General features: G+C 62.1%; 27 protein-coding genes and 2 pseudogenes. 11 read left to right on the plus strand and 18 right to left on the minus strand.

The window, feature by feature from the left end:
- Positions 1-1,023: methyl-accepting chemotaxis protein (locus AKJ13_RS23010; protein WP_050735463.1), on the minus strand; the 1,023-nt coding region annotated here is incomplete at its 3' end.
- A gap of 331 nt (positions 1,024-1,354) precedes the next feature.
- Here AKJ13_RS23010 and AKJ13_RS23015 point away from each other — a divergent pair.
- Complete coding sequence (locus tag AKJ13_RS23015; RefSeq protein WP_050735464.1) at positions 1,355-1,564, plus strand: hypothetical protein; 210 nt, start codon at positions 1,355-1,357, stop codon at positions 1,562-1,564.
- A gap of 248 nt (positions 1,565-1,812) precedes the next feature.
- Here the strand turns inward: AKJ13_RS23015 and AKJ13_RS23020 are convergent, their stop codons facing one another.
- The 4 genes and pseudogenes from AKJ13_RS23020 to AKJ13_RS32785 all read right to left on the minus strand — a co-directional run bounded on the left by AKJ13_RS23020 (position 1,813) and on the right by AKJ13_RS32785 (position 4,453).
- The gene (locus AKJ13_RS23020) at positions 1,813-2,070 is read right to left on the minus strand and encodes a hypothetical protein (protein WP_050735465.1); all 258 of its coding nucleotides are present in this window, start codon (positions 2,068-2,070) and stop codon (positions 1,813-1,815) included.
- Positions 2,071-2,894: 824 nt separating this feature from the next.
- A complete protein-coding gene (locus AKJ13_RS23025; RefSeq protein ID WP_144426348.1) occupies positions 2,895-3,248 on the minus strand; it encodes a hypothetical protein in 354 nt (117 codons plus the stop codon).
- Between the two features lie 195 nt (positions 3,249-3,443).
- Positions 3,444-3,872, minus strand: a pseudogene (locus tag AKJ13_RS23030) (hypothetical protein).
- A gap of 434 nt (positions 3,873-4,306) precedes the next feature.
- A complete protein-coding gene (locus AKJ13_RS32785; protein WP_244471691.1) occupies positions 4,307-4,453 on the minus strand; it encodes a hypothetical protein in 147 nt (48 codons plus the stop codon).
- Positions 4,454-4,724: 271 nt separating this feature from the next.
- On the opposite strand from AKJ13_RS32785, the gene AKJ13_RS31545 reads away from it, so the two are divergent.
- Positions 4,725-5,018: a hypothetical protein gene (locus tag AKJ13_RS31545; RefSeq protein ID WP_144426349.1), complete on the plus strand. Its 294-nt coding sequence runs from the start codon at positions 4,725-4,727 to the stop codon at positions 5,016-5,018.
- Between the two features lie 14 nt (positions 5,019-5,032).
- Here the strand turns inward: AKJ13_RS31545 and AKJ13_RS23040 are convergent, their stop codons facing one another.
- A complete protein-coding gene (locus tag AKJ13_RS23040) occupies positions 5,033-5,440 on the minus strand; it encodes a hypothetical protein (RefSeq protein WP_050735468.1) in 408 nt (135 codons plus the stop codon).
- Positions 5,441-5,609: 169 nt separating this feature from the next.
- Between AKJ13_RS23040 and AKJ13_RS33305 the strand changes: the two genes are divergently transcribed.
- Positions 5,610-5,723: a transposase gene (locus AKJ13_RS33305; protein ID WP_348270965.1), complete on the plus strand. Its 114-nt coding sequence runs from the start codon at positions 5,610-5,612 to the stop codon at positions 5,721-5,723.
- Positions 5,724-5,874: 151 nt separating this feature from the next.
- On the opposite strand, the gene AKJ13_RS23045 is transcribed toward AKJ13_RS33305, so the two are convergent.
- Entirely contained in the window at positions 5,875-6,369 is a 495-nt protein-coding gene (locus AKJ13_RS23045; protein ID WP_050735469.1) for a ferritin-like domain-containing protein, read from the minus strand.
- 208 nt (positions 6,370-6,577) lie between these two features.
- Between AKJ13_RS23045 and AKJ13_RS23050 the strand changes: the two genes are divergently transcribed.
- Together AKJ13_RS23050 and AKJ13_RS23055 are read left to right on the plus strand one after the other, a co-directional pair.
- A complete protein-coding gene (locus tag AKJ13_RS23050) occupies positions 6,578-7,480 on the plus strand; it encodes a phosphatidylserine decarboxylase (RefSeq protein ID WP_050735470.1) in 903 nt (300 codons plus the stop codon).
- 36 nt (positions 7,481-7,516) lie between these two features.
- Positions 7,517-8,257 carry a class I SAM-dependent methyltransferase gene (locus AKJ13_RS23055; protein WP_244471692.1) on the plus strand — a complete coding sequence of 247 codons (741 nt, stop codon included), beginning with the start codon at positions 7,517-7,519 and terminating at the stop codon, positions 8,255-8,257.
- Positions 8,258-8,515: 258 nt separating this feature from the next.
- Here AKJ13_RS23055 and AKJ13_RS31550 read toward each other — a convergent pair whose 3' ends face one another.
- The 5 genes from AKJ13_RS31550 to AKJ13_RS23070 all read right to left on the minus strand — a co-directional run bounded on the left by AKJ13_RS31550 (position 8,516) and on the right by AKJ13_RS23070 (position 11,962).
- Positions 8,516-8,776, minus strand: a complete 261-nt coding sequence (locus AKJ13_RS31550; protein WP_064774658.1) for a hypothetical protein — start codon at positions 8,774-8,776, stop codon at positions 8,516-8,518.
- Positions 8,777-9,035: 259 nt separating this feature from the next.
- Positions 9,036-10,652: a lipopolysaccharide biosynthesis protein gene (locus tag AKJ13_RS31555; RefSeq protein WP_144426350.1), complete on the minus strand. Its 1,617-nt coding sequence runs from the start codon at positions 10,650-10,652 to the stop codon at positions 9,036-9,038.
- 256 nt (positions 10,653-10,908) lie between these two features.
- Positions 10,909-11,208 (minus strand): hypothetical protein, encoded by a 300-nt coding sequence (locus AKJ13_RS23060; protein WP_050735472.1) that lies wholly within the window; start codon positions 11,206-11,208, stop codon positions 10,909-10,911.
- A gap of 272 nt (positions 11,209-11,480) precedes the next feature.
- The gene (locus tag AKJ13_RS23065; protein ID WP_144426351.1) at positions 11,481-11,735 is read right to left on the minus strand and encodes a hypothetical protein; all 255 of its coding nucleotides are present in this window, start codon (positions 11,733-11,735) and stop codon (positions 11,481-11,483) included.
- Positions 11,732-11,962 carry a helix-turn-helix transcriptional regulator gene (locus AKJ13_RS23070; RefSeq protein WP_064774659.1) on the minus strand — a complete coding sequence of 77 codons (231 nt, stop codon included), beginning with the start codon at positions 11,960-11,962 and terminating at the stop codon, positions 11,732-11,734. Before AKJ13_RS23070 ends, AKJ13_RS23065 begins: the two co-directional genes overlap by 4 nt.
- Positions 11,963-12,071: 109 nt before the next feature.
- Here AKJ13_RS23070 and AKJ13_RS23075 point away from each other — a divergent pair, with 109 nt between their 5' ends.
- The 5 genes from AKJ13_RS23075 (at position 12,072) to AKJ13_RS30685 (ending at position 15,523) form a co-directional block, all read left to right on the plus strand.
- Positions 12,072-12,368, plus strand: coding sequence for a hypothetical protein (locus AKJ13_RS23075; RefSeq protein ID WP_050735475.1), 297 nt, complete (start codon positions 12,072-12,074; stop codon positions 12,366-12,368).
- A gap of 128 nt (positions 12,369-12,496) precedes the next feature.
- Positions 12,497-12,772, plus strand: coding sequence for a hypothetical protein (locus tag AKJ13_RS23080; RefSeq protein WP_050735476.1), 276 nt, complete (start codon positions 12,497-12,499; stop codon positions 12,770-12,772).
- A 56-nt stretch (positions 12,773-12,828) separates the two neighbouring features.
- Positions 12,829-14,940: a hypothetical protein gene (locus tag AKJ13_RS23085; RefSeq protein WP_050735477.1), complete on the plus strand. Its 2,112-nt coding sequence runs from the start codon at positions 12,829-12,831 to the stop codon at positions 14,938-14,940.
- Positions 14,940-15,146, plus strand: a complete 207-nt coding sequence (locus AKJ13_RS23090) for a hypothetical protein (RefSeq protein ID WP_050735478.1) — start codon at positions 14,940-14,942, stop codon at positions 15,144-15,146. Before AKJ13_RS23085 ends, AKJ13_RS23090 begins: the two co-directional genes overlap by 1 nt.
- 95 nt (positions 15,147-15,241) lie before the next feature.
- A complete protein-coding gene (locus AKJ13_RS30685; RefSeq protein ID WP_082317075.1) occupies positions 15,242-15,523 on the plus strand; it encodes a hypothetical protein in 282 nt (93 codons plus the stop codon).
- A gap of 38 nt (positions 15,524-15,561) precedes the next feature.
- On the opposite strand, the gene AKJ13_RS23100 is transcribed toward AKJ13_RS30685, so the two are convergent.
- The 6 genes from AKJ13_RS23100 to AKJ13_RS23125 all read right to left on the minus strand — a co-directional run bounded on the left by AKJ13_RS23100 (position 15,562) and on the right by AKJ13_RS23125 (position 20,367).
- A complete protein-coding gene (locus AKJ13_RS23100) occupies positions 15,562-16,554 on the minus strand; it encodes a hypothetical protein (protein WP_050735480.1) in 993 nt (330 codons plus the stop codon).
- Positions 16,555-16,771: 217 nt separating this feature from the next.
- On the minus strand, positions 16,772-17,065 hold the full coding sequence (locus AKJ13_RS30690) for an integration host factor subunit beta (RefSeq protein ID WP_082317076.1): 294 nt from the start codon (positions 17,063-17,065) through the stop codon (positions 16,772-16,774).
- A 314-nt stretch (positions 17,066-17,379) separates the two neighbouring features.
- Complete coding sequence (locus tag AKJ13_RS23110; RefSeq protein WP_050735482.1) at positions 17,380-18,012, minus strand: TadE/TadG family type IV pilus assembly protein; 633 nt, start codon at positions 18,010-18,012, stop codon at positions 17,380-17,382.
- A gap of 19 nt (positions 18,013-18,031) precedes the next feature.
- Positions 18,032-18,586: a TadE/TadG family type IV pilus assembly protein gene (locus AKJ13_RS23115; RefSeq protein WP_050735515.1), complete on the minus strand. Its 555-nt coding sequence runs from the start codon at positions 18,584-18,586 to the stop codon at positions 18,032-18,034.
- A 122-nt stretch (positions 18,587-18,708) separates the two neighbouring features.
- Complete coding sequence (locus tag AKJ13_RS23120) at positions 18,709-19,800, minus strand: pilus assembly protein TadG-related protein (protein WP_082317077.1); 1,092 nt, start codon at positions 19,798-19,800, stop codon at positions 18,709-18,711.
- 285 nt (positions 19,801-20,085) lie between these two features.
- Positions 20,086-20,367, minus strand: a complete 282-nt coding sequence (locus AKJ13_RS23125) for a hypothetical protein (protein ID WP_244471693.1) — start codon at positions 20,365-20,367, stop codon at positions 20,086-20,088.
- Between the two features lie 305 nt (positions 20,368-20,672).
- Between AKJ13_RS23125 and AKJ13_RS23135 the strand changes: the two are divergent.
- Positions 20,673-21,775: pseudogene (locus tag AKJ13_RS23135) on the plus strand (IS3 family transposase).
- The last annotated feature ends 118 nt before the right edge of the window (positions 21,776-21,893 follow it).

The following is a 21,893-nucleotide window of genomic DNA, read 5'->3' on the forward strand; positions in this document are numbered from 1 at the left end:
TGGTGTGCGGTGGTAGGCGGTGATTGTTCCGTTGCGTGGATCCCGCTCTACGCCGCTCTGCTGACTGCCCAGATCGACCGCCAGCATCTCGCTCAACACGCCCTGACCATCTGAGGCTGCCAGCACGCGCCGATGCGCGTCGACCAGCAGGACACGGGTCCGGCTTCGATCCTCGGGCGACACGCGTACACCCTCGACGATCGTGCGCGCTTGCGGCTCCCAGTCGAAGTGGATCGCCAGCACACCTACCGGGCGCCCCTTCGTCTCGCCACCCTCGCGCACGCTCGCCGCGTAGGTCGCGACCTGTGCCCCGTGGAGACCAGCCTCCCGGCGCACGTCGGCACAGATGTAATCGTCCCCGGAGGATAGACGGGCTGCTTCTCGGAACCAGGGTTCACCGGTGACGCTACGCCCGCGGACGTCCGGGTAGCGGTCCGGCCGGCCATTGGCGAGGACGCGTCCATCCAGGTCACACAGCCAGAGATCGAGGTAGACGGTGTAGGCTGACAGGATCACACCGAGACGCTGGCTGGCATAGGTGACAGCAGCCTCATCCGGTTCTGCAGCGCAGGTCGTCACGGCTGCGTCCGTCGCCCACCAACGCACGTCGCAAGTGCGCTCGTAGAGGTTGCGATCGATGAGCTCGACTGCGTTCAATGCCAGATCGACAAGGCGCTCGTCTTGGGCTCGGCCGGCCATCGCCCGAACGGCCTGCTGCAGATCACTGACACGACCTGAAAGATGCGTCTCCAGCTCGCGAGCGAGTGTCTCCACCTCGCTACCGATGGCACGCACCTCCTGAGCGACGACGGAGAAGCCGCGCCCCTGCTCCCCGGCACGGGCGGCCTCGATGAGTGCGTTGAGGGCAAGCATCTTGGTCTGCGCGGTGATCTGTTGAATGCGGCCGGCCTTGTCCTGCGCGATGCGTCTGACCTCTTCCGTCAGAGCGGAGACCTGGGCGAGCGTGTCGGGAGTCTCCTGCTTGGCCGAAGCCGCAGCGACGTGAAGGTTGGCGTAACGCATTGTTGTTCGCTTGATCCTGGTGCCGTGCGAGCTGTATGGCCTCCGAGACGTTCCGGAGAGGTTGTTCTCACAACACTGCAGCAGGATGGAGACTGCATTAACAGAGATAACGAAGGGTAAATACGATCTCTATACAGCAAAATCGATCGTTTTATACCACTGGCGGTTGTTGTGGCTTTAAGTGTAAAAGCGGACAAACCTGAATGGGTCTGAACCTCTGATCTTGCTGTGGATGAGGGCATCGCTGACGAGCGCCACCCTATCATCCTTCTCGACGCGGTAACCATGGCTGCCGTACCCGCCCGTCCAAGAGGCGAGAAGCAGGTGCAGAATGGGTGATGATGTAGCAGGTATCCTGCTGACCCTGGCAACTGGGAACGCCGAGCTGCGTGAGCAACTTGCCGCCGCGCAGGACATGCTGATGGAGACAGCGGTCAACGCTGGGAACCTACACGCTCTGATCGAAGCGGTTCTGGCTGAGCGGGATGCCTGGCGGGCGGAGGCTGGGCGGCTCGCAAGGAGCGGTGTTCAGGTGGCGTAATCGTTCAGTCGTCTCTTGCTTGACGTGGGTTGAGACGATGCATCGATTAGAGACGCTCCTGGTTGGGATCGCGAGCGGAATGCAAGACGGCCGGTGTGTCTGATCCGCTCTCGCCCCCTCGGTATGGACTGGCTTAGCTCGTCCTGAACGAGGGGCTACTTATGAACCGACACATCGCCGCAATCTTGCTCACAACGGTTGGGCTGGGCGCATGCCAAACAGATAGCCCAGGACCGCAGCAAGGCGGGTCAGGCCTCCGGGGAGCCACGCTTCTCCAGGAAGATGTCGCACGCCTCAGAGCAGATCGCGATGCCCGTCGGATCAGCTACACGGAATGGGCCGAGCGCACCCAGGCGGCCGCACGAGCAAGTGTGCCGCTGAGCCAGCAGGAGGAGGACGCGCTGGAGTACCGCAAGCAGCTCGCGCGCCGTGTCGATGCCGGCGAGATGACGCCGGCGCAGTTCGATCACGAGAATGAGCGCGCTCTGCAGCGGCTGAAAGCTCAACGAGGTCGAGCCTGATCAGCGACAGCCTCTCACAGGCCTGCTACAGCAGCGTTCTTCCCGTCAGTGCGCCCCAGGCGTTCGCGACACCGTAAGGCGTGTCGGCGGGTAAGCTCGCGACGACAGGTGCTCTCCGGGCCAGTTCCCCGCAGAACGCCCGTGAAGCCTTGGCCGGGCAGTCGCGTGAGGGTCGGTGCAGCGCGGGGGATCTGGACAACGCAGGCGCCGGCCCATGGCCCCTTATCGTGGGCAATGCGATCACTGAGTGAGAGGGCTGCAAAGGCCGCCCTCCCAGCCGAAAGTTAGCGGTTACCGGGGGCTCCGCTCGTTCCGTTAGGCTTGGATCCCGATCCTGCGTCGTTCGCCCCAGTGCTATTCATGGTGCCTGAGCGGCTCATTCCGCCGGTCGAGGGACCACTACCGGCAGAACCAGGTGACGATCCAGAGCCAGCATCGTTCGGACCGGTGCTGTTTGCGGTTCCAGAGCGGCTTGCACCCCCTGAGCTGCCCTCAGCGGCGAATGCCGGGCAACTAAGGGCAAGGATGGCGGCGATGGCAAGCACTGCTTTCATGGACGTATCTCCCTTTGTATCCGCCGGGTCGGACGTGAGAGCCGCCGTGCGGTTTTAAGGCAATTGCCTTACTGCGAAGCTGTTCCTTTGCCGGCGACTGACACCTCCGCGGAGGCTGGCGCTCCTGCTGTGGACGAGGCCTGCGCCGACGGCTCCCCAGCCGATATCCTTGTCGACGCGGTAACCATGCCGGCCCGACGCATCACAATGGCTGGTGGCGCAAATTTCAGCCTACCAGCCGTCGACAGATCGCTCCTAGCGGCGATGTTCGCTGCTCGCGCTCATTCGTCTGGAAACGTAGTCACCGGAGCGCGACTCCTGACCGAAGACCAGCCAGCCGAGACCAAAGCCAATCGCGCCCGCGATGAACAAGCCAGTCATCGTACCGCTGTCCACACCGCCGATAGCGCGACTGCCCTGGCGGTAGTAGCGGGAACCATACTCGGAGGCACTGTCCCAAGCGTCCGAGGCCCTGCTTGTGGCATCCCGCAATGTCTCCCTGGCCTGATCGGTGACGCCAGCACCGCCGCCGGATGAGCCACCAGCTTGGCTCGATCCCGGCCGGCCGTCAGATCGTCCAAGCGGATCGTGTGTGCGGATGTCTGCCATGTTCAGCTTTCCTCCTGGGCTCGCGTTGGAGCGGATTGGGTGCGCATTATCCAACAGAGCACCTAATGAGCGGCCGGTGGACCGGATTGGCCCCGCGTTGGATCGAACACGCGAGGAATGAACCGTGCAGCGGCGGAGGTGATCCCTGCCAAATGAAGTTTGAGTGCCCTGCCGGGATCGCACCGGTACGCCTTCTCAGGCGTAGGGACCGCCGAACAGGTCGCCGATCGCCTTCCTGCGGAACAACATGCGCCAGCGCCGCCGCTGATGCTCCGGGCGGTCGTGGATCATATGTGGCAGCCCTGGCAGAAGGCCGCGAGGTTGGCGTCCGCGTTGTTGGCGGTGTCGTGATCCCGGTGGGCGGCGGCCAGGACGACATAGGTCCGGCGGGCACGGCCAAGGATATCAGTGCCCGACCTGATCCGGATCCGGCGCCCCCATCCATCGCGCCAGCGGCCAGCCTCAGCGTCCCACCAGCGGCCATCGCCGAGGTGATAGACCATCTTGCCCGTGCGGTCGCCCGCAGCTCTCACAGCGGCCCTGGGCTCGGCCGAAGCGGATCGCCAGCGACAGCTCCCGCCAGTCGATCGGGTAGAAGTAGCGGTGCTCGGGCCGGATCGGCATGATGGCGGCTGTGCGTGGCCTACGGTGAAGAAAGCGTAGCCCTTACCTCGTCGCCCTCGGCTCGATGGCTTCACCCAAGCGCCCAGAAGAACGAGAGCGTACCTGCCAAAAATAAGGTTGAGGAGGCGACCACGGCTAGGCCCTCACGATGGTAGACGACGAAAGCTCGGAGATGGCTGAGCATGAGGGTGCCGGATCAGAAGAGTGAGCATCACGCTCATCCTGAACCTTGACCGATTAGGGGCATTCTTCGCCGTCCACAGGCGGTCATCGAGCACCGTCGCATCAGAGCCACACGCGGCTGGATGTGCTGGTGCACACGCCCCGGTGACCGGATTATGCGTACTCATTTCTTCGAGGCCGTCGACGCCCCCTCGGGCGGCCCGATCCAGCGGCGCAGTGACCTTCCAGGTTGCTGCGCCGTTGTCGTTTCCTCAGCCCCGATGGCGCTCGTGCCGCCACAGCGCGATGGCGACACGGCGAGCCTCGTAGGATCGCCGGAGCGGTGTCCCAAGGTCGCCTTGGCCTTCGGGGGTGTAGGCGTAGATCAGGACGCCCTCCGGCCCATAGTTTCGGCGCATCTCAGCGCGCCAACGACCATCTGCTGTAGCGAGGGCCGCCTCCGTAAGGGCGAGACGGGTACGGTCGGGTGAGAGGGGTTGTTGAGCGATCATGTCGCCGAACGCGCCGATCTTGCGGGAGGTTCGCGAGACCGTCTCGACAACCTCAGGGGGGCATGCCTACCTGTGCAGTATGCGCTACGCCCTCGCCGCCGCCATGCTTCTCATGGCTTAATCAGCCAGCGCCGAGCCGTGGACCAAGCACCCAGATTTGAGCCGTGACGTAGTGCCGATGGCCGAGTCGCCGGACGAAGGCCCATCGGGCGAGCGGAACGCCAAGGGCTATTTCGAACGGCTGGATCGCGCGGGCTTCAGCTGTGACGCTCAGGACAAGGCGCCTCGCCGCGTCGTCATCCAGTGCAGCAACGGACGCGGAAACTCCCTCACCTATCGCGGCGCGTTCGTCGGGGCTGGCTATCTGGATCTCACTGAAGCAACGGTAGACGGACACCGCCTGAGCAAGCCCGAACTTATCAGGCATCAATCGGGCGTCTGGAGCGGGGAGCTTCGATCCCCGCCCCGGTAGGCACGCTCTTGGTCTCAAACCGTCGCCGACTGCGCGTTCTGCAGCGCCAAGCTGTGCATGTTGCCGAACGCGCTTTTCATGATGCGGGCAGTCTGCCGTGGGTTTTCGGCCCCCGTCACCGTCGTGGTTTGATGGAACGTCTGGTGGACCGCCTTGCTAGTGCTGCCGCCGTTGTTGACCACAGAGCTAGGACCACCGGGGATAGGCGCCATGGTCTTCAGGGGGTCAAAGTCCGGCATCTGCATCATGCGCGGCACGCCCGGAATGTGGATCTGCGGCGCAGCGCTTGAACCGTCCGTACCCTTCACGTCTATCTTCGGAGCTGTGATATGGATCGACGACTGCGCGGCCCGCTCGACCGCTCCCGGCGCCGGCTGTCTCTCCAGCGGCATGGTGGAAGCCTTCGGATCGACCTTGCGCATTAGCTCGACCGCTGTCGCATTCTTGGCGCCAACCAACGAGGCCCATTCATTCCGCAACCCGGTCGAGTTGGCACCGCGCTGCCGGGCGAGTGACGTCCCCCCATCGCTTTGGTCCGACGTGAGTGCGAGTTTTCCGGTTGTGTGAGACCCTGACGGGAGGAGCGGAGCCGTGAAGAAGAGCAGGTTCACTGAAGAGCAGATCGCCTTCGCGCTGAAGCAGGCCGAGACCGGGACACCGGTCGCGGAGGTGCTCCGCCCGAAGCCTAAGCATGTGAGTTCATGAACTGATCGCCCGCCGATCGTGGCGCAAGTGGCGGAATTTTCCACTGTAGCTCGGCCCCGCCTCCCGATCTGATCACGGGTTGGCGGGGGAGAGCCAGCGTGCAGCGAAAACACCTGTTTTTGCTCGGTGTACTCCCTGCACGTGGTTTGGGTCAGGCTGCTGCGCGTTCCACTGTCTCAGCAAGCTGGCTCGCGATTGCATCCCCCTGGTAGATCTCGTCTACCGCCTGCTTCAGTTTGGCTGCGTCGTCGGTGCGGCCGAGGGCTTTGGCATAAGCTGCCGCCGAGCCGAAGCCGGCTAGACCGTAATGCGACATGCGCTGGTACTGCGCGATGATGGCGACGTCGCGCAACTTGCCGTCGCCCGGCGCTTCTTTGACCCCATGCTTCAGAGCTTCGGCCACCAGACCCTCCATTCCCTTGCAATGCTCGGGTTTGGTCTCGCCGCCGTTGGCTTGGATCAGACCTTTGAGCACATCGGTGTGCTTCTGGATCCCGCCCACCGACTGCTCCAGCATATGCTTCAGCTTCGGGTCGCTGACTTGGCCGCCAAGCTGCTGCACGGCCTTGACCATCTGGTCGTTGGCCGACCAGAGATCCTGCATCTCATCGAGGTAGACTTCTTTCAGGCTGCCAGGTGCCGACATCGTTTCCTCCAGCTCGTGCTCAATGCCTCGCAAACCGAGTGAGCATCACCGCGTTCCTGCAGTTAGGCTGGCCGCGTCGTTCCGCCCAGCAACGATTAGATCCGAAGGCGGTCCCTGCTTCGTCTGGTGGAACGCAGATAGGCAGCCAAGGTTGTCGCCCTTGATGCCTTCGGTCCAGTCAACGAGACCGTGTAGTTCAGGAGAAACGATGGCGGCCGATCCGAAGCCTCTCAAGCTATGGGACCGCGACAAGGGCAAGGTGGTCGAGGAGTTTATGCCTGACCATCAGACCACATATGAGACAAGGCCACTCAAAGCACCGGGGCAGTGGCTCCGCGCCACGCCAGCCTTCGACAAGCTCTACGCGCTCTACCAAGACGCGCCCTGGACACGACGCAGCATCGAGCCGTTCGTGCGCGAGTACAAGATCGATATGAGCGAGTTCGAGCCGCGTCGATACCGCTCCTACGCCGACTGGTTCGTGCGCGAATTCAAACCGGGCGCTCGCCGCTTCCCCGACGGCCCAAACCAGATGGGCGCCCCGGCCGAAGCGCGCTACTTCGGCTGGGAGCGGTTCGGGCCCGAGCAGCGCTTCCCGGTCAAGGGGCAGTCGCTGGCGGCAGAGGATATCCTCGGTAGTGCCGAGCGTGCGAAGCCCTTCCTCGGTGGCCCCGTCCTCCTAATGCGGCTTTCACCGGTGGACTATCACCACGTCCACTACCCGGACGACGGCCGAACCGTGGAACATCTGCGGCTCGGGCGTAGTCTCTGGACTGTGGCGTGGACGGCCGTCCAGAACATGCCCGACCTCTACATCCGGAACGAGCGGCAGGTGAACATTCTGGAGACCAAGCACTTCGGGCGGCTCGGCTTCGTCGAGTTCGGTGCACTTACCGTTGGTCGCATCGTGCAGCGTCACCCGCTCGACCAGCCATTCGCGCGCGGCGCGGGGAAATCGGTGTTCAAGTTCGGCGGCTCCGCGGTGGCGATTTTTGGCGAGCCAGGCGCTTGGAAGCCCGCTGACGACATCCTGGCCCATACGCCCGAGGGCATGGAAACCATCGTGCGCCTTGGCGAACCTGTCGCGACAAGCGTTGAGGCTGTGCCCTAAGCCCCTCCCACTGGTCGTTGCCAGCGGAACCATCGCGTGCCGATTGTCCGCACCGCTCAACCTTTTACCCCGATCTTGCGGCCGTTCATGGCGCGCGGAGATGCCATGACACGTGCTGATATCCTCGCTGCTCTCTGGTATGGACAGGACCCGTTCTCGAACCCGCCCGCTGACCTTCGAACGTTGGATCTCCAGGGGTGGCGCAGCCAGCATGCCTTCCTAGACGACGCAGTTCGCGAATGGCGGCCGAGCGTCATTGTGGAGGTCGGCACCTGGAAGGGTGCGAGCACCCTCTACATGGCCAAGGCGATGGTGGAGTACGAGATCGCGGGCACAGTCATCGCGGTCGATACATGGCTTGGTGCCGTCGATCACTGGGCCGAACCCAGCCTCTTTGCAGAACTCTCGACTGAGCACGGCTACCCGAGCCTCTACCGGACGTTCTTGGCGAACGTCTTGCGTGAAGGACTGGCCGATCGAGTGGTGCCTCTACCGCTCGACTCGGTGAATGCGGCCGAGTTGATGCGCCTTCGTGGGGTGCAGGCTGACGTGATCCACCTTGACGCGGGCCACGAACAGGCTTCTGTCGCCGCTGATCTGCCAGCGTGGTGGCAAGTCCTACGACCCGGCGGTATGTTCATCGTCGATGACTATGACTCATCGGGCGGGCGTTTCCCCGGCGTCCAGCAAGCGGTCGATGCGTTTTGTGCCGCGCAATCCGTTGCAAGGCTATGGCCCTTGATGGGCAAGTGTAAGTTTCTAAAGCCGATGGTTTAATAGAGGGCGCAAGATAGAGGAGGGTTGGCCGGGTTGAGGTGGTGTTTAGCTTGGTATGAAGTGATCTTCGGGGCTGTCCGCGGCTCGGCCCCGCCGCCTGATCTGATCACAGGTTGGCGGGGGAGGTCGACGATCTCATCAGCGGATGGAGCTTCTATCTACGCGTGATGAACATCCTCACTTATCAACTCTGACAACCTGTTCGCTGATGAGATCTTATCTCGCCTGGATCGCCGTCGTGGATCTTTCGTGATTGATTTATCCCTCGGTATTGTCCTCTGAAGACTGTAAATTAATAGCCTCCATCTTCTTCGCAAGCATATCAATGGCGTCTTGCACGACAGGCGGCCACGGCACCCTGTTGTCGTGCAGAAACCGGGCAGCGCCCACCAGCGCCGTGAGGGCGCCTTCAGCGAACGGGCGTCCCATCGCCTGTGATCCAAGAATTTGATTGGCGAGTGTCGTCGATAGGGTAAGAACTTCGGCCACCTGGTCGGACCGTACCTTAACGTCGCTCACGCAATTTACCCCTCGTTTTGATCTGATCTTCAAAGAGCGTTAGCTTGCATCATCGGTAACTTCAGGGTGCCGGGCATTGCTCCGTAGAATGAGCTGCGTTTGATAGCGGTACTGCCCACAGCATGTCAGCCAGCGCTGCTGTTTTTGACCTCTCACGCGACATGGCCATCTGGTGGAACCAGATCGCAGCCCCGCTCTCCGCACGGGTCGATCTACCCTTCCGAGGGAACAACCCCATCGGCGTCTGACCGAGCGCATGTCAGTCACCTAAGCGCCATCGACGCCGTCGGTTTCCTTTCGCAGGCAATAAAACTTTTAAATCGTCAAAATTAATATCGTCGTTTCTAACTTCTACTGAAATTACCTTGCGGTGTCTAAGCATGTTTTCGTAGCGAGCAAACTGGGGAAGCCTTCGATATGATTTTTCGAGGAAATTAAAGATTGCAGCCTCTGCACCCGTGGGGCGTCCGGCAAGCATCCACAACGACAGCGAACTTACAATATAGATGACAGTGCCTAAAACTACTAAGAATACCAGCTCGGCAAGTGCCGGAACCATATTGCTCTTTTCAATTAGGCCATATTTTGCAAATAAAACTGTAGCTGCCATCAGAAAGGCGCTTATGATACTCCTCCATGCGCTCAGCAATTGCGTGTGAATGGGCAGAGCAATTATTGTTTGTATTGCAAATGCCAAATAGATGTTAATTACAATTTCTGATATGAGACGAGCTGCAATCAATCCATAGAAACCAAATTCGACAAGTCCAATGATCAAAATTGGCAACTTAATACAAAACTCTATCGCATGTCGTTTTACGAGCAAGTGCATTTCATCGAAAGCAATCAATGCTGGCGAAGACGGGATCACAAACACTGTCGGTATCAAGCTTAGCGAGAGCCATTGGAATAGCCAGACCGATCCAAGGAAATTTTCCCCAAGAATAATTCTGATTAATAGATCTGCAACCAGACTTTGCCCAACAAGTATAGGCAATCCAATCATGGCTGTGGCGTTGGCCGCTGTTTGATAACTTTGGCGGAATTTTGCGCGGTCCCCAATTTGATGCGAGAAGGCCGCAAGCAGTGGTGCTCCAAGGGGTGAAAAGATAGAATTTACGACAATCACGGCAACGTCATTGGCTGTTGTGAATAGTCCCACACTGTTAGGCGACTGCAGTTTACCAAGTATAAGTCGCTCTGATTGCCAATTAACCGCACTAATTATTTGGCTTGCACTACTAAATTTTACAAATTTGATAAATGTAGGCATCTCAGCGAGTGAAAATGTGGGTCTGTAGGGAGCGAAAACATAAGATAATGCCGCGATGGAAATTGCGCACCCGACAGCGCCAACCGGCATCGCCCAGTAGCTATCTGTGCACAGTGCCATACTTATAGAAAGTATAAAAGCAATTATTTTGCTCAATATGTCAATTTTTACATCGCGCGAAAAGCTGAGATTTTTATGGTAATGCGCCAATTTGGGGCTGCTAAGGCTGCGAAATGCTGGGCCAATCCCGAAACAACAGACAAGAGGTACAAGCCGATTATCGTCATATAAAAAAGAAATGGGAAACGCCAAGCATAAAGCAATAAAACTAAGAATTAGGCCGCGTAAAGCACCAAGTGTAAATGCTGTGTCGTAATGCGATTTGCGCTGCTCCGGAAGCCTAACAAGAATTTGATGAATTGGCAATTCCAAAGCCGTCTCTAATATCGTGACTATACTTGATGCAATTGCCACCAATCCGAAATCACTCGGAACTAGAATTCTAGCAAGTATGATGATGGCGACTAGATCGACCAATCTAGTGGATAATTTTGTGACAATCAGTATGAAGCCACTCTTGGCAGTCTTTTCGCCTACAACCATAAAAACTCTCGCGCCTTATTTGCAGGGAATTATTGGCGTTCATATCGATTATTCAGGTAGACCATCGTCTTTTGACCTTGATCGTGCGATTTGAACTCTGCCCCTTCTGCCCCTTCTGCTGCGGGTACCTGACGTCGTTCCCAAGAGTGAACTCCAGGCCAGGGGTGCGCAACGAGCCCGTACATCGCGATGGCAGTCACGATGAGGCTGAACCACCTCGTCGAGACTGTGCCGCCGATCTGCTCTCATCAAAAGGTCACAGCTCATCCCGCCGCGCCGTCGCCTGTTCCTGCCCCCATCCGCCAGAGCACACCACGCGGATGTCCCCGTGCGCTCTGTAGGTGAAGACCTTCCGGTTGGTGTCGAAGGCGCGCCAGCTTTGGATCGTGCCGCCGTGCCAAGACCGACCCTTCTTCGTCTCGTGCAGATAGATCCGTCCGCCGACCGCTTCGTCAGCGCGTTGGTCGGAGACGGTCCAGTTGCCGCTTTCGTAAACGTCCGGCCCGAGCCTGGTGTGGTAGCGTCCCTGCGGGCAGATGAAGTGCAGGTCGATCATGCGGACATCCGTCGAGCGATGATAGCGACAGCTTGGAGGCCCGCAGCCACGGCTGCCCATGCTGCACCATAGCTACTCCACGTCCCCTGGTCTCGCATCGCATCGGTCAGTGGCTGCCAACCTCCACCGTCGACCGTCAGGACGATATTGACTGGAACAGGAACGGCTGCCGAGAGCCACCAGAAGGCGGCTGCGCCCGCCGCAGCGATGGCTGAAAGCACGTCCAGCACGAGCGAAAAGCTAAATCGGCGCATCAACGCATCTACAGCTCATCAGCGGGCTTGCCGCTCTCGATGCACGTAAGACGCCATGACGACGGCGGTCAGCGCGGTCGCGGACGCGATGTAGGCCACTTCTATAAGGCTGATGATAAAACTCTCCGGTCGCACAAGAGCCAGCCACACCATGAACAGCAAGCCCGCGATCGGCACGCTGAGAGCCAGGACGCTGATCACGAACACCAACCAGTGCGGCATTGCCTTAGGCTGGCGCGGCGCCGGCAGGTTGTCATCGCTGATGCGTGTCACGGCGCCTTCCGCTCTCGGAACCTGATCCCGGCTCCGCCGCCGTTCTCGGGGATGAACTCAAGGCCGGCGGTTTCGAAGGCTTCGACGGCAGCCTTGTTGTTCATGGTGGTCAACCGCGCGTCTTCGTCCTTCGCCTCAAAGGCGCCGATCGTAGACTTCGATAGTCCGGAAGCGGCAGCGAACTCGCCTTGACCCCAGCCGAGCAGCGAGCGCGCGGCTTTGCACATGCGGGGGCTCAATCGGGGTAGCATACGCGCTCCAAGCTATATTTTTTTGCAGGTCTGTCGACACGATGCAGTTGCGGTGAGATTGTATTCCTGCATCCGGGATACAGCAATGCCCCACCGCACCGTCTCCTGGAACACCCTCTCCCGCAGCCTGCACGACAGTCGCCCGGCCATCGCCCCCGGCATGCTCTCCGCCAAAGCCCGCATCGACATGACGGTGCGCATCACCCGCCGGCCCCTGTTCGTCGCCGGTCAGTTCGACCGCGGCGCCATCATGTCGGCCGCTGCTTCCGCCGCCCGCGCCCATCAGTACCGGTTCAGCTGCACTTGGGGCGAGGCCATGTCGGTCTGCCTCACCGCCGCGTGGCGCGCCGCCAAGATGGCTCGCCACATGGCTGCGCACTAATAGAATGAGTCCAGAAGCCGTTTTCGGGCTCCTGATCGCCTGAAAGCCGAGATCGACCAGACACTTGGGCCACTGAGTTGACCCTCCCTTTTTGACCACCGCCACGAGCCCTCACCGGAGCCCGAACGATGACGCACGCCCGCATTCCCGATTTCAGCCAGCCCGTCTCGGTTCGTGCTGCTACCAGCGCCCGGCGTCCGCTGCCGGTAGACCGCCGATACATCGCCATGCCCGACGAGACCCAGCCCGGCACGATCGAGGCCTGGGAAGCCGTCTATCCGGTCCGCCCGGACACCGCGCACAGCCGCAGCCTCCGCTTCCTCGACACCGCCGGTGAGCTGCTGGCGGCCGTCGCCATCATCGGCGGCGGCATCGTCCTGACCGGCTTCGCCACCCTGCTCTGACCCGACCCGCAACCGAGCGGGCCGGTCGCCCGCGTCCCTCACATGAGGATACCGCGATGTCCCTGCGCACCTCCCTGAAGAACCTGATCCGTCGCGATCCTGCCGCCGGCCTGCGCGAGCGCGCGGCTGAGCTGCGGGCCAGCATTCCTGCGCCCAAGCCTGAGGCGCCCGAGCCGACGCATGCCGACCAAGCCGCACGGGCTGGCCTGACCGGCGACGTACTGGCAGGTAGTGGCATCGACCACCGCGACGGTACGGTCTCCTATGCCGACGCTACCGGGAAGGTCTCGCGCCGCCCGATATCGTACTGGGTCGGCTTCAACGCCCTGCAGATGCACAGCCACGTCCAGGGCGAGATCGCCCGCCGACGCATCGTCGAGGCCAATCCGCTCCCGGCTGACGAGTATAAGGCTTGGGACGCCAGGATCCGGCGCGAGCTGCGGTCCGATGCGGTGTTCGCACTCGCCTTCTATCCCGATCGAGCGTTCAAGGCCGCCCAGGACCTGCGCAGCGGAGCCGAGCCCATCTCTGCCGAAGTGCGCGCTTCCGGCGACGCCGACCTGATTGCGCTCGACCCGGAGTGGGAGGCCGCCCGAGACCTCTACGCCCAACGGATCCAGGAGCAGAACGCGGTTTCAGATGCCGCCCAGCCCGGCCCGTCGCACGATCAGCCTCATGTCGAATGGGCGCGGCAGGTAGCCGAGTGGCGCGAGCAGACCGGCGTCGAGGCTGCCGAGGAGGCATCGGCCGAAGCGCTCGACGCTCTGTGCGAGATTGAAGACCGTATCGCTGAGCTGCCGGCGGCGTCACTGGCCGGCCTTCGCCTCAAGGCCCACGTCGCCCAGCGCAACGACGACATCGAAGTGGACTGGCCACAGAAGCTGGGCGAGGGCCTGACCTGGGAGCTACTCGCGTTCGGCGCCGACGGCTTGGCGGGCGAGAACCCCGCCGGAGACGCCCTGCTGCTGCAACTCGGCCGCCAGTTCGAGGCAGCCCGCCAGCGCGAGACGGCGGCGTGCGACGCTTGCAACGCCGCGCAGGAGGAGGCGGACCGGCATATGCCCGAGCGCCCGGCCGCTCTCTTCTTCAGGGCGTCCGACCATCCGCTACGCTTGGGCAAGTTCCTCACCCACCCGGATCACCTCGAAGGCACGGAGGTCACGGCCGACGACATCGCGTGGATGAAGCGCAAGCCCTACGTTCGCGAGGTTCGCCGCCCCGTGCGCCCCGAGGACAACCTGCCGGCGGACGCGCGCACGGTCGTCGAGACCTACCCGTGGCCGGAGGCTCAGGAGCGGGCGGACGAGATCGTGACTGCCTGGGAGGCGTGGCATGCTGAGAAGCTGCGGATCCATGGCGAGTACGTCACAGAAACGATGGACGCCGCCGCTAACGAGGCCGGAGACCTCGCGACAGACCTCGCGCTGCGTATCGCCGAACTGCCAGTGCGCACCGTAGCCGGGTTCCGGGTGAAGCTCAGAGCGCTGGCATGCTACAACCCGAGCTTCTTCTACCTAAACCCGCCGGAACTACCCGATCCGGATCAGGCGCTGTCGCACTCGCTCTGGCGCGACGTGCGGGATGAGGCGGCGACGGCCATCGAGCCAAAGGCGGCCTTCACCCCGCCCGCTAAGCCCTCGCCTGTGTTCGCGGCGATCGCCGACGGCGCCCGATCTGCTGCCGACGACGCCCTGTCTGATGCCCGGGTCTCGCCCGAGCTGCGGAAGGCTGTCGAGGCGCATTGGGACGCGACCCTCGCCATGCTGCTTGAGACCGACGAGAGCAACGAGGCGTCGAACGCCCGCTGCGGTGCTGTCGAGCAGACCGCCGCCGCCCTTTGCGCCGTCCCGGCCCGGTCTTTCGCCGACGTGCGGTGCAAGCTGGCGTTCCTGCTGCCCGAGATCCTGCCGGACGTGAACGGCAGCGTCCCGACCGCCTTCCTAGAGAACATCCGCGAGGACGTGGATCGATTGGCGCAGCAGACCGTGCCCGCTCCTATCGGCACCAGCCTTGTCGGCCAGATCGACTTCGCCTCCGGCTCGATGGAGGATCTGCGGTCGCTCCGGGACATAGCAAACACTGTGGGTGAGATGGCCTACGCCATGGCCTGGACGGGACGGTGCAAGGCCCACGCCATGGCGATCGCTACAACGCTGCCGGCAAGCTGATGCAGTGGCTCGGTGATGCCCTGGCCGACGTGGCGGATGAAGCCCGCAAAGAGGCTCAGCGGCGCCGGCCGACGACGCCGAACGAGCGCGAAACCCGTCTGAAGATCCTCGCGGGCCCGACCATCGAGAACGGTGACCCTGACGAGATCGCGGCATTCGCCGGCCAGATGCTGGCTCACACCGCGGCCGAACTGGCCGGGCGCTGATTGGCGCCCGCCATCCTTCCCGTAGCCGTGCGTACCGCCCCGGCCGGTCCCTGCCGGGGGACTACCAGTCCCTCCCAGCCCTCGAGACCAAGATCATGAGCAAAGTCGTCCCCTTTCCGGGTCACCGTAAGCTGCCCGCTGCCCAGCCGATCCCACGCGAGGAGTTCGAGCGGTTGGCAGAGCTAGCCCTGGATATCGTCGACCGCATCGTGTCCATCTTGGACAGCGAGGACGGTGATGCTGACCGCGAGGACGGCGGGGATGCCGAACCCAGCCTCGGGTCCCCCGAGAACCATCATGGATTGCAGGTCGTGTGGATCCGGGGCACCGATCGAGATCTTGAAATCGAACGGTGCCAGCCGGATGCGAGCCTCTGATCCGTCTTCCCTAACCGCCGCGCTCTCACCCATATCCATCAAAGCTCGGTGCACTGGATCGGCACGGTCCGGTTGGTCGTGGCACGGTGTCGGACGCAGAACGTCGCCCCCGTGCCTTTGCAGACGTAGGAGGCCGGATGCCGGCAGGCGGGCATCGTGCATCCGACCACCTCCACGGGTTCGACCCTGGCCCCAGCCGCGACCCGCTCGGCCTTCGCCGCTTGGAACCCCTGGATAGGGGTGGAGGATCGATGTGTGGATGTTTCCAGGATTATGGGGGGCTGCCGAACGGCCCCCTCCCCTAAGTGCCGTTCGGTCCCCCTCCCCATCGCCGGTTCGGCCCCCCGGACCAGGCGTGGTTCAGTCCCCCGATCAGGAGCTAGTTCGGTCCCCCTGGGGGGTGAAATCGCTCCGTTCAGGCTCGAACGACAGAGTTGGGCCTCGACCTCGCTCTTCAGGTACGGGAACCCTCCGGGGGTGAGCTGGACACTCTGCGAGTTCGGGTTCGGCAGGGCGCCGCGGCGCAGGCCGGGCGGCACTCTATCATCCTCGACCGGCCGAGCAGGTCTCGGGACAGAGGCTGGTTCGGTCTCATGGGCCGTCGGTATCGGCTCGGCATCGGCGACACCGATCGCGCGTGGCTTCGGCTGGGTGCCTGTGGGGACCCCGCCGTGCGGATCGCGCACTTCGCGCTTTGCCCTTTCTGCGTTCTCCTTCGGATAGATGTGCCGCATCGATTTGCCGTTGCGCACCTCCATGACGAGGACGACGTGCCCGTTCCGCTCAAGCTGCCGCAGGCCCTCGATCACCCCCGACGGACTGATCCCGAGCATCTCGGCCATCCGGCCGTTCGTGCGCCAGCATGCGGCGGTCTTCGAGTTGAAAGCGTCGGCGAGCAGGGCGCCCATCCGCACGCCCGGTAGGCCGATGCCTGCGCCCGAGATGACGTTCACCAGCCAGGGGCCGATGGCGCTCCACTTCTGCCCCTGCGGGTACGTGATGACCCCTTCCTTTGTCTCGCTGAACGGCATGGCCCGATCCTCCGACGGGCCGATGACCGACTCGGACAGAAGGAAGCGAAAACCGTCGAAAATCGCGAATGTGGTTTCGTTTCAGGGCATCCGCACGCCATTACGCTCACGAACGGCCGGTATCGACCTTTTGGCCGGCTGACCTCAACGCGGGCAGCCTCACGGATCGAGATATTCAGCTTGACTACGAAGCTCGCGATTGGCGCTCTGCCTCGTGTTAAGGATCGGGCGCAAGGGCGTTGAGCTGAGCTCGCATCGCCTTGCCGGGTCGGAAGTGGATGGCGGTTCTAGCCTCGACCTCCACCGCCTGACCGGTTCGCGGGTTGCGAGCGGCGCGGGCTTCCTGATGCCTGACCTCGAACGCGCCAAAGCCGCGCAGTTCGACACGGTCGCCATCCACCAAAGCAGCGCCGATGCGATCAAGGATGGCGTCGACGACTGCATCGACATCCTTGGCGTAGAGGTGCGGGTTCTGCTCCGCGATGCGGGCAACAAGCTCGGATCGGATCATGAAAGTTCGATGCCGAGTCGTTCACTGGACCGCAACCGCGCCATGGCCTTCCCGATGACAGGCCGCGTTGCGTATCAGCCGTGCTGGTCACATCGGATGCTCCCTCGCCCCGTGAGCAGATCGGGGCGGGGCCGAGCTTTAACCGCCCTGCAGGCTATCGGCGAAATCGTCGGGGATCTCGCTGCAATGACCGAGGTTTGTGACGCCTTCCGGTTCGCTGAGATCAATGTCCGCCACAATTATTGGGGCAGCCACCTCAGCATCCTTGACGATGCTCTCAGTTCATTTCAGATGCTGTGACGTAGCTTCTTGGTTCAAACGCACGCCTTGCCATTCGGCAGCACCACCTCATTGTAGGTGCTCTTGTAAGTCTGTCCCCCCCGCACCGGCCAGGGCACGCTCGCCTTGAACGTGAACTGGTTGTTCGCCCCGCCGACGAACCGCATCACGTTGCTGCCGAACATCGCTGGGTACGGGACACTCACCTCGGCCAGCACGTAGCGCATCCCCGCCAACTGGAAGCCTTCCGGCACCTTCAAGTCGGTCGCTGTCCCTACGGTCCGCGCCGTCCCATTGTTCGTAGCATAGCTCGAACACACGCGCGGTTGCTGGCCGGCGCCATCGATGGTCACACCGAGCACGCTCACCACGATCCTGGCTGCACTGTTGGGATACGGCGTAAGCACGAGTTTGGCCGATGCCAGGATGTCGGTCATCGTCGCCGAAGCCATCGTGGCCTGGGTGTCCCCCTGGGAGGTGAGATCCGCCACCGCACGCGCTAGGAGGGTGACCTTGCGGTAGTGGTCGATCGCCCGCCCGAACTCGGTCACGCCGAACAGCAACGCCAGCATGACCGGCAGGATCAACGCGAACTCGATCGCCGATACGCCGCGATCGTCATCCCGGAAGCTTGAGACCGCCCGTCCGTGCTGGCTCATCCCGTGCATCAACCGCCTCCCCTCCGGTTCAGCAACCCTGCCCCGATGACGTGTCGTAGGGCTCGGTTCGAAACACAGCCGTGGATTGAAGCAGCCGCGCGCCATCGCTGAAGCCGGGTAGCCCGGCGTAGAGAAAGCTGAATGCCACGCGGTACTTGACTGCCGCGGTGAAAACCACGATCGCCCCCGGCTGCGCGCAGGCGTAGCTCTTGCCGAAGCCCTTGGCCCAGTCGCCGGACTTCGTGTCCAGCGGCGTCGGCACAGTGCCGTTGGCGAAGGAGTCGCTCAGGGCGACATTCAGCTTCAACGTGTTGCAGTCGAACACGGTGGCGACACGCGACGTGCTCGTGCCGCACATGGCGGTCTTGATGTTGGCAAGCAGGGTGCTGGCGTCGGTTTGCCCGGTGTTCGCAGTCTGGAACTGGCCCGTGTAGATCGTCCGACCGGCGCGCTGAAGTGCATCGTCTAGGTTCCGTGTTGCCCAGACCATCAGCGTGGTTTGTAAGATTACCGCGAGCAGGGACAGAAACGGCAACGCTACCAGCGCGAACTCGACCGCAGTCGCACCATCCTCCGTATGCACCAACCGAGCGATAGCCGAACGCGGGGCTGACGAAATTGGGCGACCAGGAAGATCTCGGCGACGGGGCATTCGAAGCACTCAGAATAGGTTGTATGCTACGACATTGGGCACGCTTCGGCGGTCTATTCGACGATCCGAAGCTTCTTGTCGGAGACTTTCACGAGCGTCGGGCAGGAGACGATGACACGAATATCGTCGTAGTCGCGGTCACTGCCCGCGTTTGGCGGGCGATCCTCCCACCCGTAGTACATGTACTTCCCGTCGCTACAACTCGTTGTCGCGGTTGCGGGATTATGCGTCGTGTGGCTGTTGGGCAGGATGCCGCCACTCGACTTGTTCTTGCACTGGTTGGAGTTGTCGCAGACAATTGTCTCTAAGATTGGATTGGCGTTCATATCAAGAGAATTCAGGCTACCATTCGCGTAGACGCGATAGCCCTTCATGCTCATCGACTGGATGCGGAGCCCGGTATCGATGGTGGTGTCGGTGTAGTATTGATAGATCTCCTGGTTCTTGTCGTCCCAGGCCGAGCGCGTGTCGCGAGCATTGCGGACATTGCGCAGCATGTAGCTCGGTGCTTCGTTGGCTCCGCAGACCGGCATGGCGTTCTTCGAGTAGTCGGTTGGCGGGCTGCCGTTATCGGCAACGGCGACCATGCCTCGACGCCCCTTGTCGGCTTCAGCCTGTCTCTTCGGGTCAGACGAGTAGCAATAAATATAGATCCGGTTGTAGTCGGCGGCCTCAGGCGAAAGCTGGCTGACCGTTGGTGGGGCGGTCTGGTAGACTGGTGCGACCCGGTTGACGGTGGTCGCGGTGCTGACCGTGATCTGCCGAGGCATGCCGGGCAGAAGGTGTAGTAGACTGGTCTTCAGCGTCGTCGAGATCGTCACTCGATAGTTCGAACCATCGACCCACGTACCGTTGACCTGAAACCCGCTAGACGTGTTGCCCGAGCCGAGTCGAGACGTGAGTTGAGCGTTGGCGAGGCGCAGGCCCTCGGTGGCTGCCGCGACTGTATCCGCGTTAGCGACAAGCAGTGCAGTGGCATCGGCGATGCTGGACTCGACGGCTCGGACGCGCACGGCGTTGCCATAGTCGATGGCTAGCCCCCCAGCACCGAGGAGCAAGGGTAGGCTGAAGCCGAAGATTACGACGACGTTGCCGCCTTTGCTTTTTTTGAGGAAGGCCCATAGGGCACTCATGGCCTGTCGCACGAATACCTCCCAGCGCGGCCAGCCCTCGAAGCTGAGTGGACGTTGCTGTATCGTTCATCACGCATGCGCAATGGATTTTAAAATTGAGTTTTAGTCCATCGATACGCGGGAATTAGAACTAAATTCTAACCCTGTAATACGTGTGTTGGTTAACTAAATCTAAAAACACCGCATTTCTCTATGATTGTTGTGCTGCCTAGTACACCGTTCTCGTCGTCTGCTCCTACGACTGACAAGACAGTTTGAAGCTACATCTCCATCCGGCTCGGCCCGAACAGCAGCAGCTCACAGTACAGTCGGGGTGGCCGCCATAATGGCAGCTGCGACAGCGTTCCTGATCGTCTTCTCCTGCGGACCGACTCGGTTCGCGACTTCCGAAGGGCTCATCTTCGAGGCCACAAGCGCGGCGATGTCCAGACTGTGACCGCTGCCGAAGTGATAGGGGCCCGCCACGGGATCCCGCATGTACAGGTCGATCGCTGCGACGATCTCGGAACTGCTGATGCGCCCGGCCCTGCGCAGGTCGGCGATCGTCAGGAGTCTGGCGTGCATGGTCGCGCTGATCATTCCCTGACGTTGACTTAACCGTGCCGCCCGGCCGACATGGGCTGTTCCGGCCGGGCCGCCTTGGCGAGTCGAGAGCCGGCAATTCAGGAGACCGTCGCCGCGAGATAGACCCTGAAAAGCCAACAGCCCCTTCCCGGCAAGGAAGAGGCTGCTGAAAACCTGGGGCCTGTGGGGCCGGTGTCACTACCCCCCCACAAGCCATGAGACCCCCCGGGGTGTCAAGACGGTGACCCTGACCCAGCAAACTGGTCCGCGCTGAACGCAAGTTTTTCGGGCGTCCTCAACCCTGAAGGCGGGTGGATGCCATGCCTTGCAAACGCTTTACGAACGAACAAACCGCCTTTGCCCTGCGGCAGGCGGAGAACGGTGCGGCGGTGGACGAGGTCTGCCGGAAGATGGGCGTGTCCGAGCCGATCTTTTATCGCTGGAAGAAGCAGTTCGGCGGCATGGGTGTGCCAGAGACTCGGCGGCTGAAGCAGCTGGAGGATGAGAACGGCAAGCTCAAGCGGCTGGTCGCCGACCCGACGCTGGACCGCTCCATGCTGCAGGAACGTACTCAAGGATCAGTGGTGAGGCTCGCCGCTAGCCGCGAGGTCGCCGATCACCTGCAGGTGGCCTACGGCTCGAGCCGAGCGTCGGGTCTGCCAAGCCACCGGTTTGGGCCGCTCGTCTCAGCGTTACTGCATGCGCCGATCCACAGGTGGATCTGCGCATGCGGCTGAAGGAGCTCGCTGCCGCACGGGTGCGCTACGGCTACCGACGGCTGCACATCCTGTTACGAAGGGAGGGCTGGGAGGTGAACCATAAGCGCACCTACCGGATCTACCGCGACGAGGGACTTTCGATTCGGTCCAAGCTGCCCAAGCGCAAACGAGCCTGGCGCTATCGCCAGGGACGACCGGTGATCGGTGGACCTAACGAGGTCTGGGCCATGGACTTCATGTCCGACCGTCTGTTCGACGGGCGTCCATTCCGGATCCTGACCGTCGTCGATTGCCACACGCGAGAGGCGCTCTCACTGACACCGAGAGCCAACTTCCGCGCCTTCCAGGTGACCGAGGCGCTCGACGCCTTGGTCAGGCTGAGGGGGCGGCCGAAGAGCCTGCGGGTCGACAATGGGCCGGAGTTCGCCGGCCGCATGCTCGACCAGTGGGCCTACCTGAACGGGGTCGAGATCGACTTCTCACGACCGGGCAAGCCGACCGACAACGCCTACATCGAGTCGTTCAACGGTCGCCTACGAGCGGAATGCCTGAACGCCTCGTGGTTCCTGTCGCTGGCCGATGCCCGCGAGCGCATCGAGGAATGGAGGTGCCACTACAACGAAGATCGACCCCACGCGGCCCTGGGCGGCTTGACGCCCCGAGCCTTCGCCAACCAATCTGTCACAGCCCGGGAACTTGCATAGGCCGTGGACCACAAACGGGGTCAACTCCATGAGGACCCGGAGGCTCACCTTTCGGCCGGACCAAAATCCGGGGGCCCTCAACACGGTCGGACCCCGCTTCCGCTTCAGGTGCGATCCC

It is taken from the genome of Methylobacterium sp. ARG-1, assembly GCF_001262595.1.
Lineage (GTDB): Bacteria > Pseudomonadota > Alphaproteobacteria > Rhizobiales > Beijerinckiaceae > Methylobacterium > Methylobacterium brachiatum.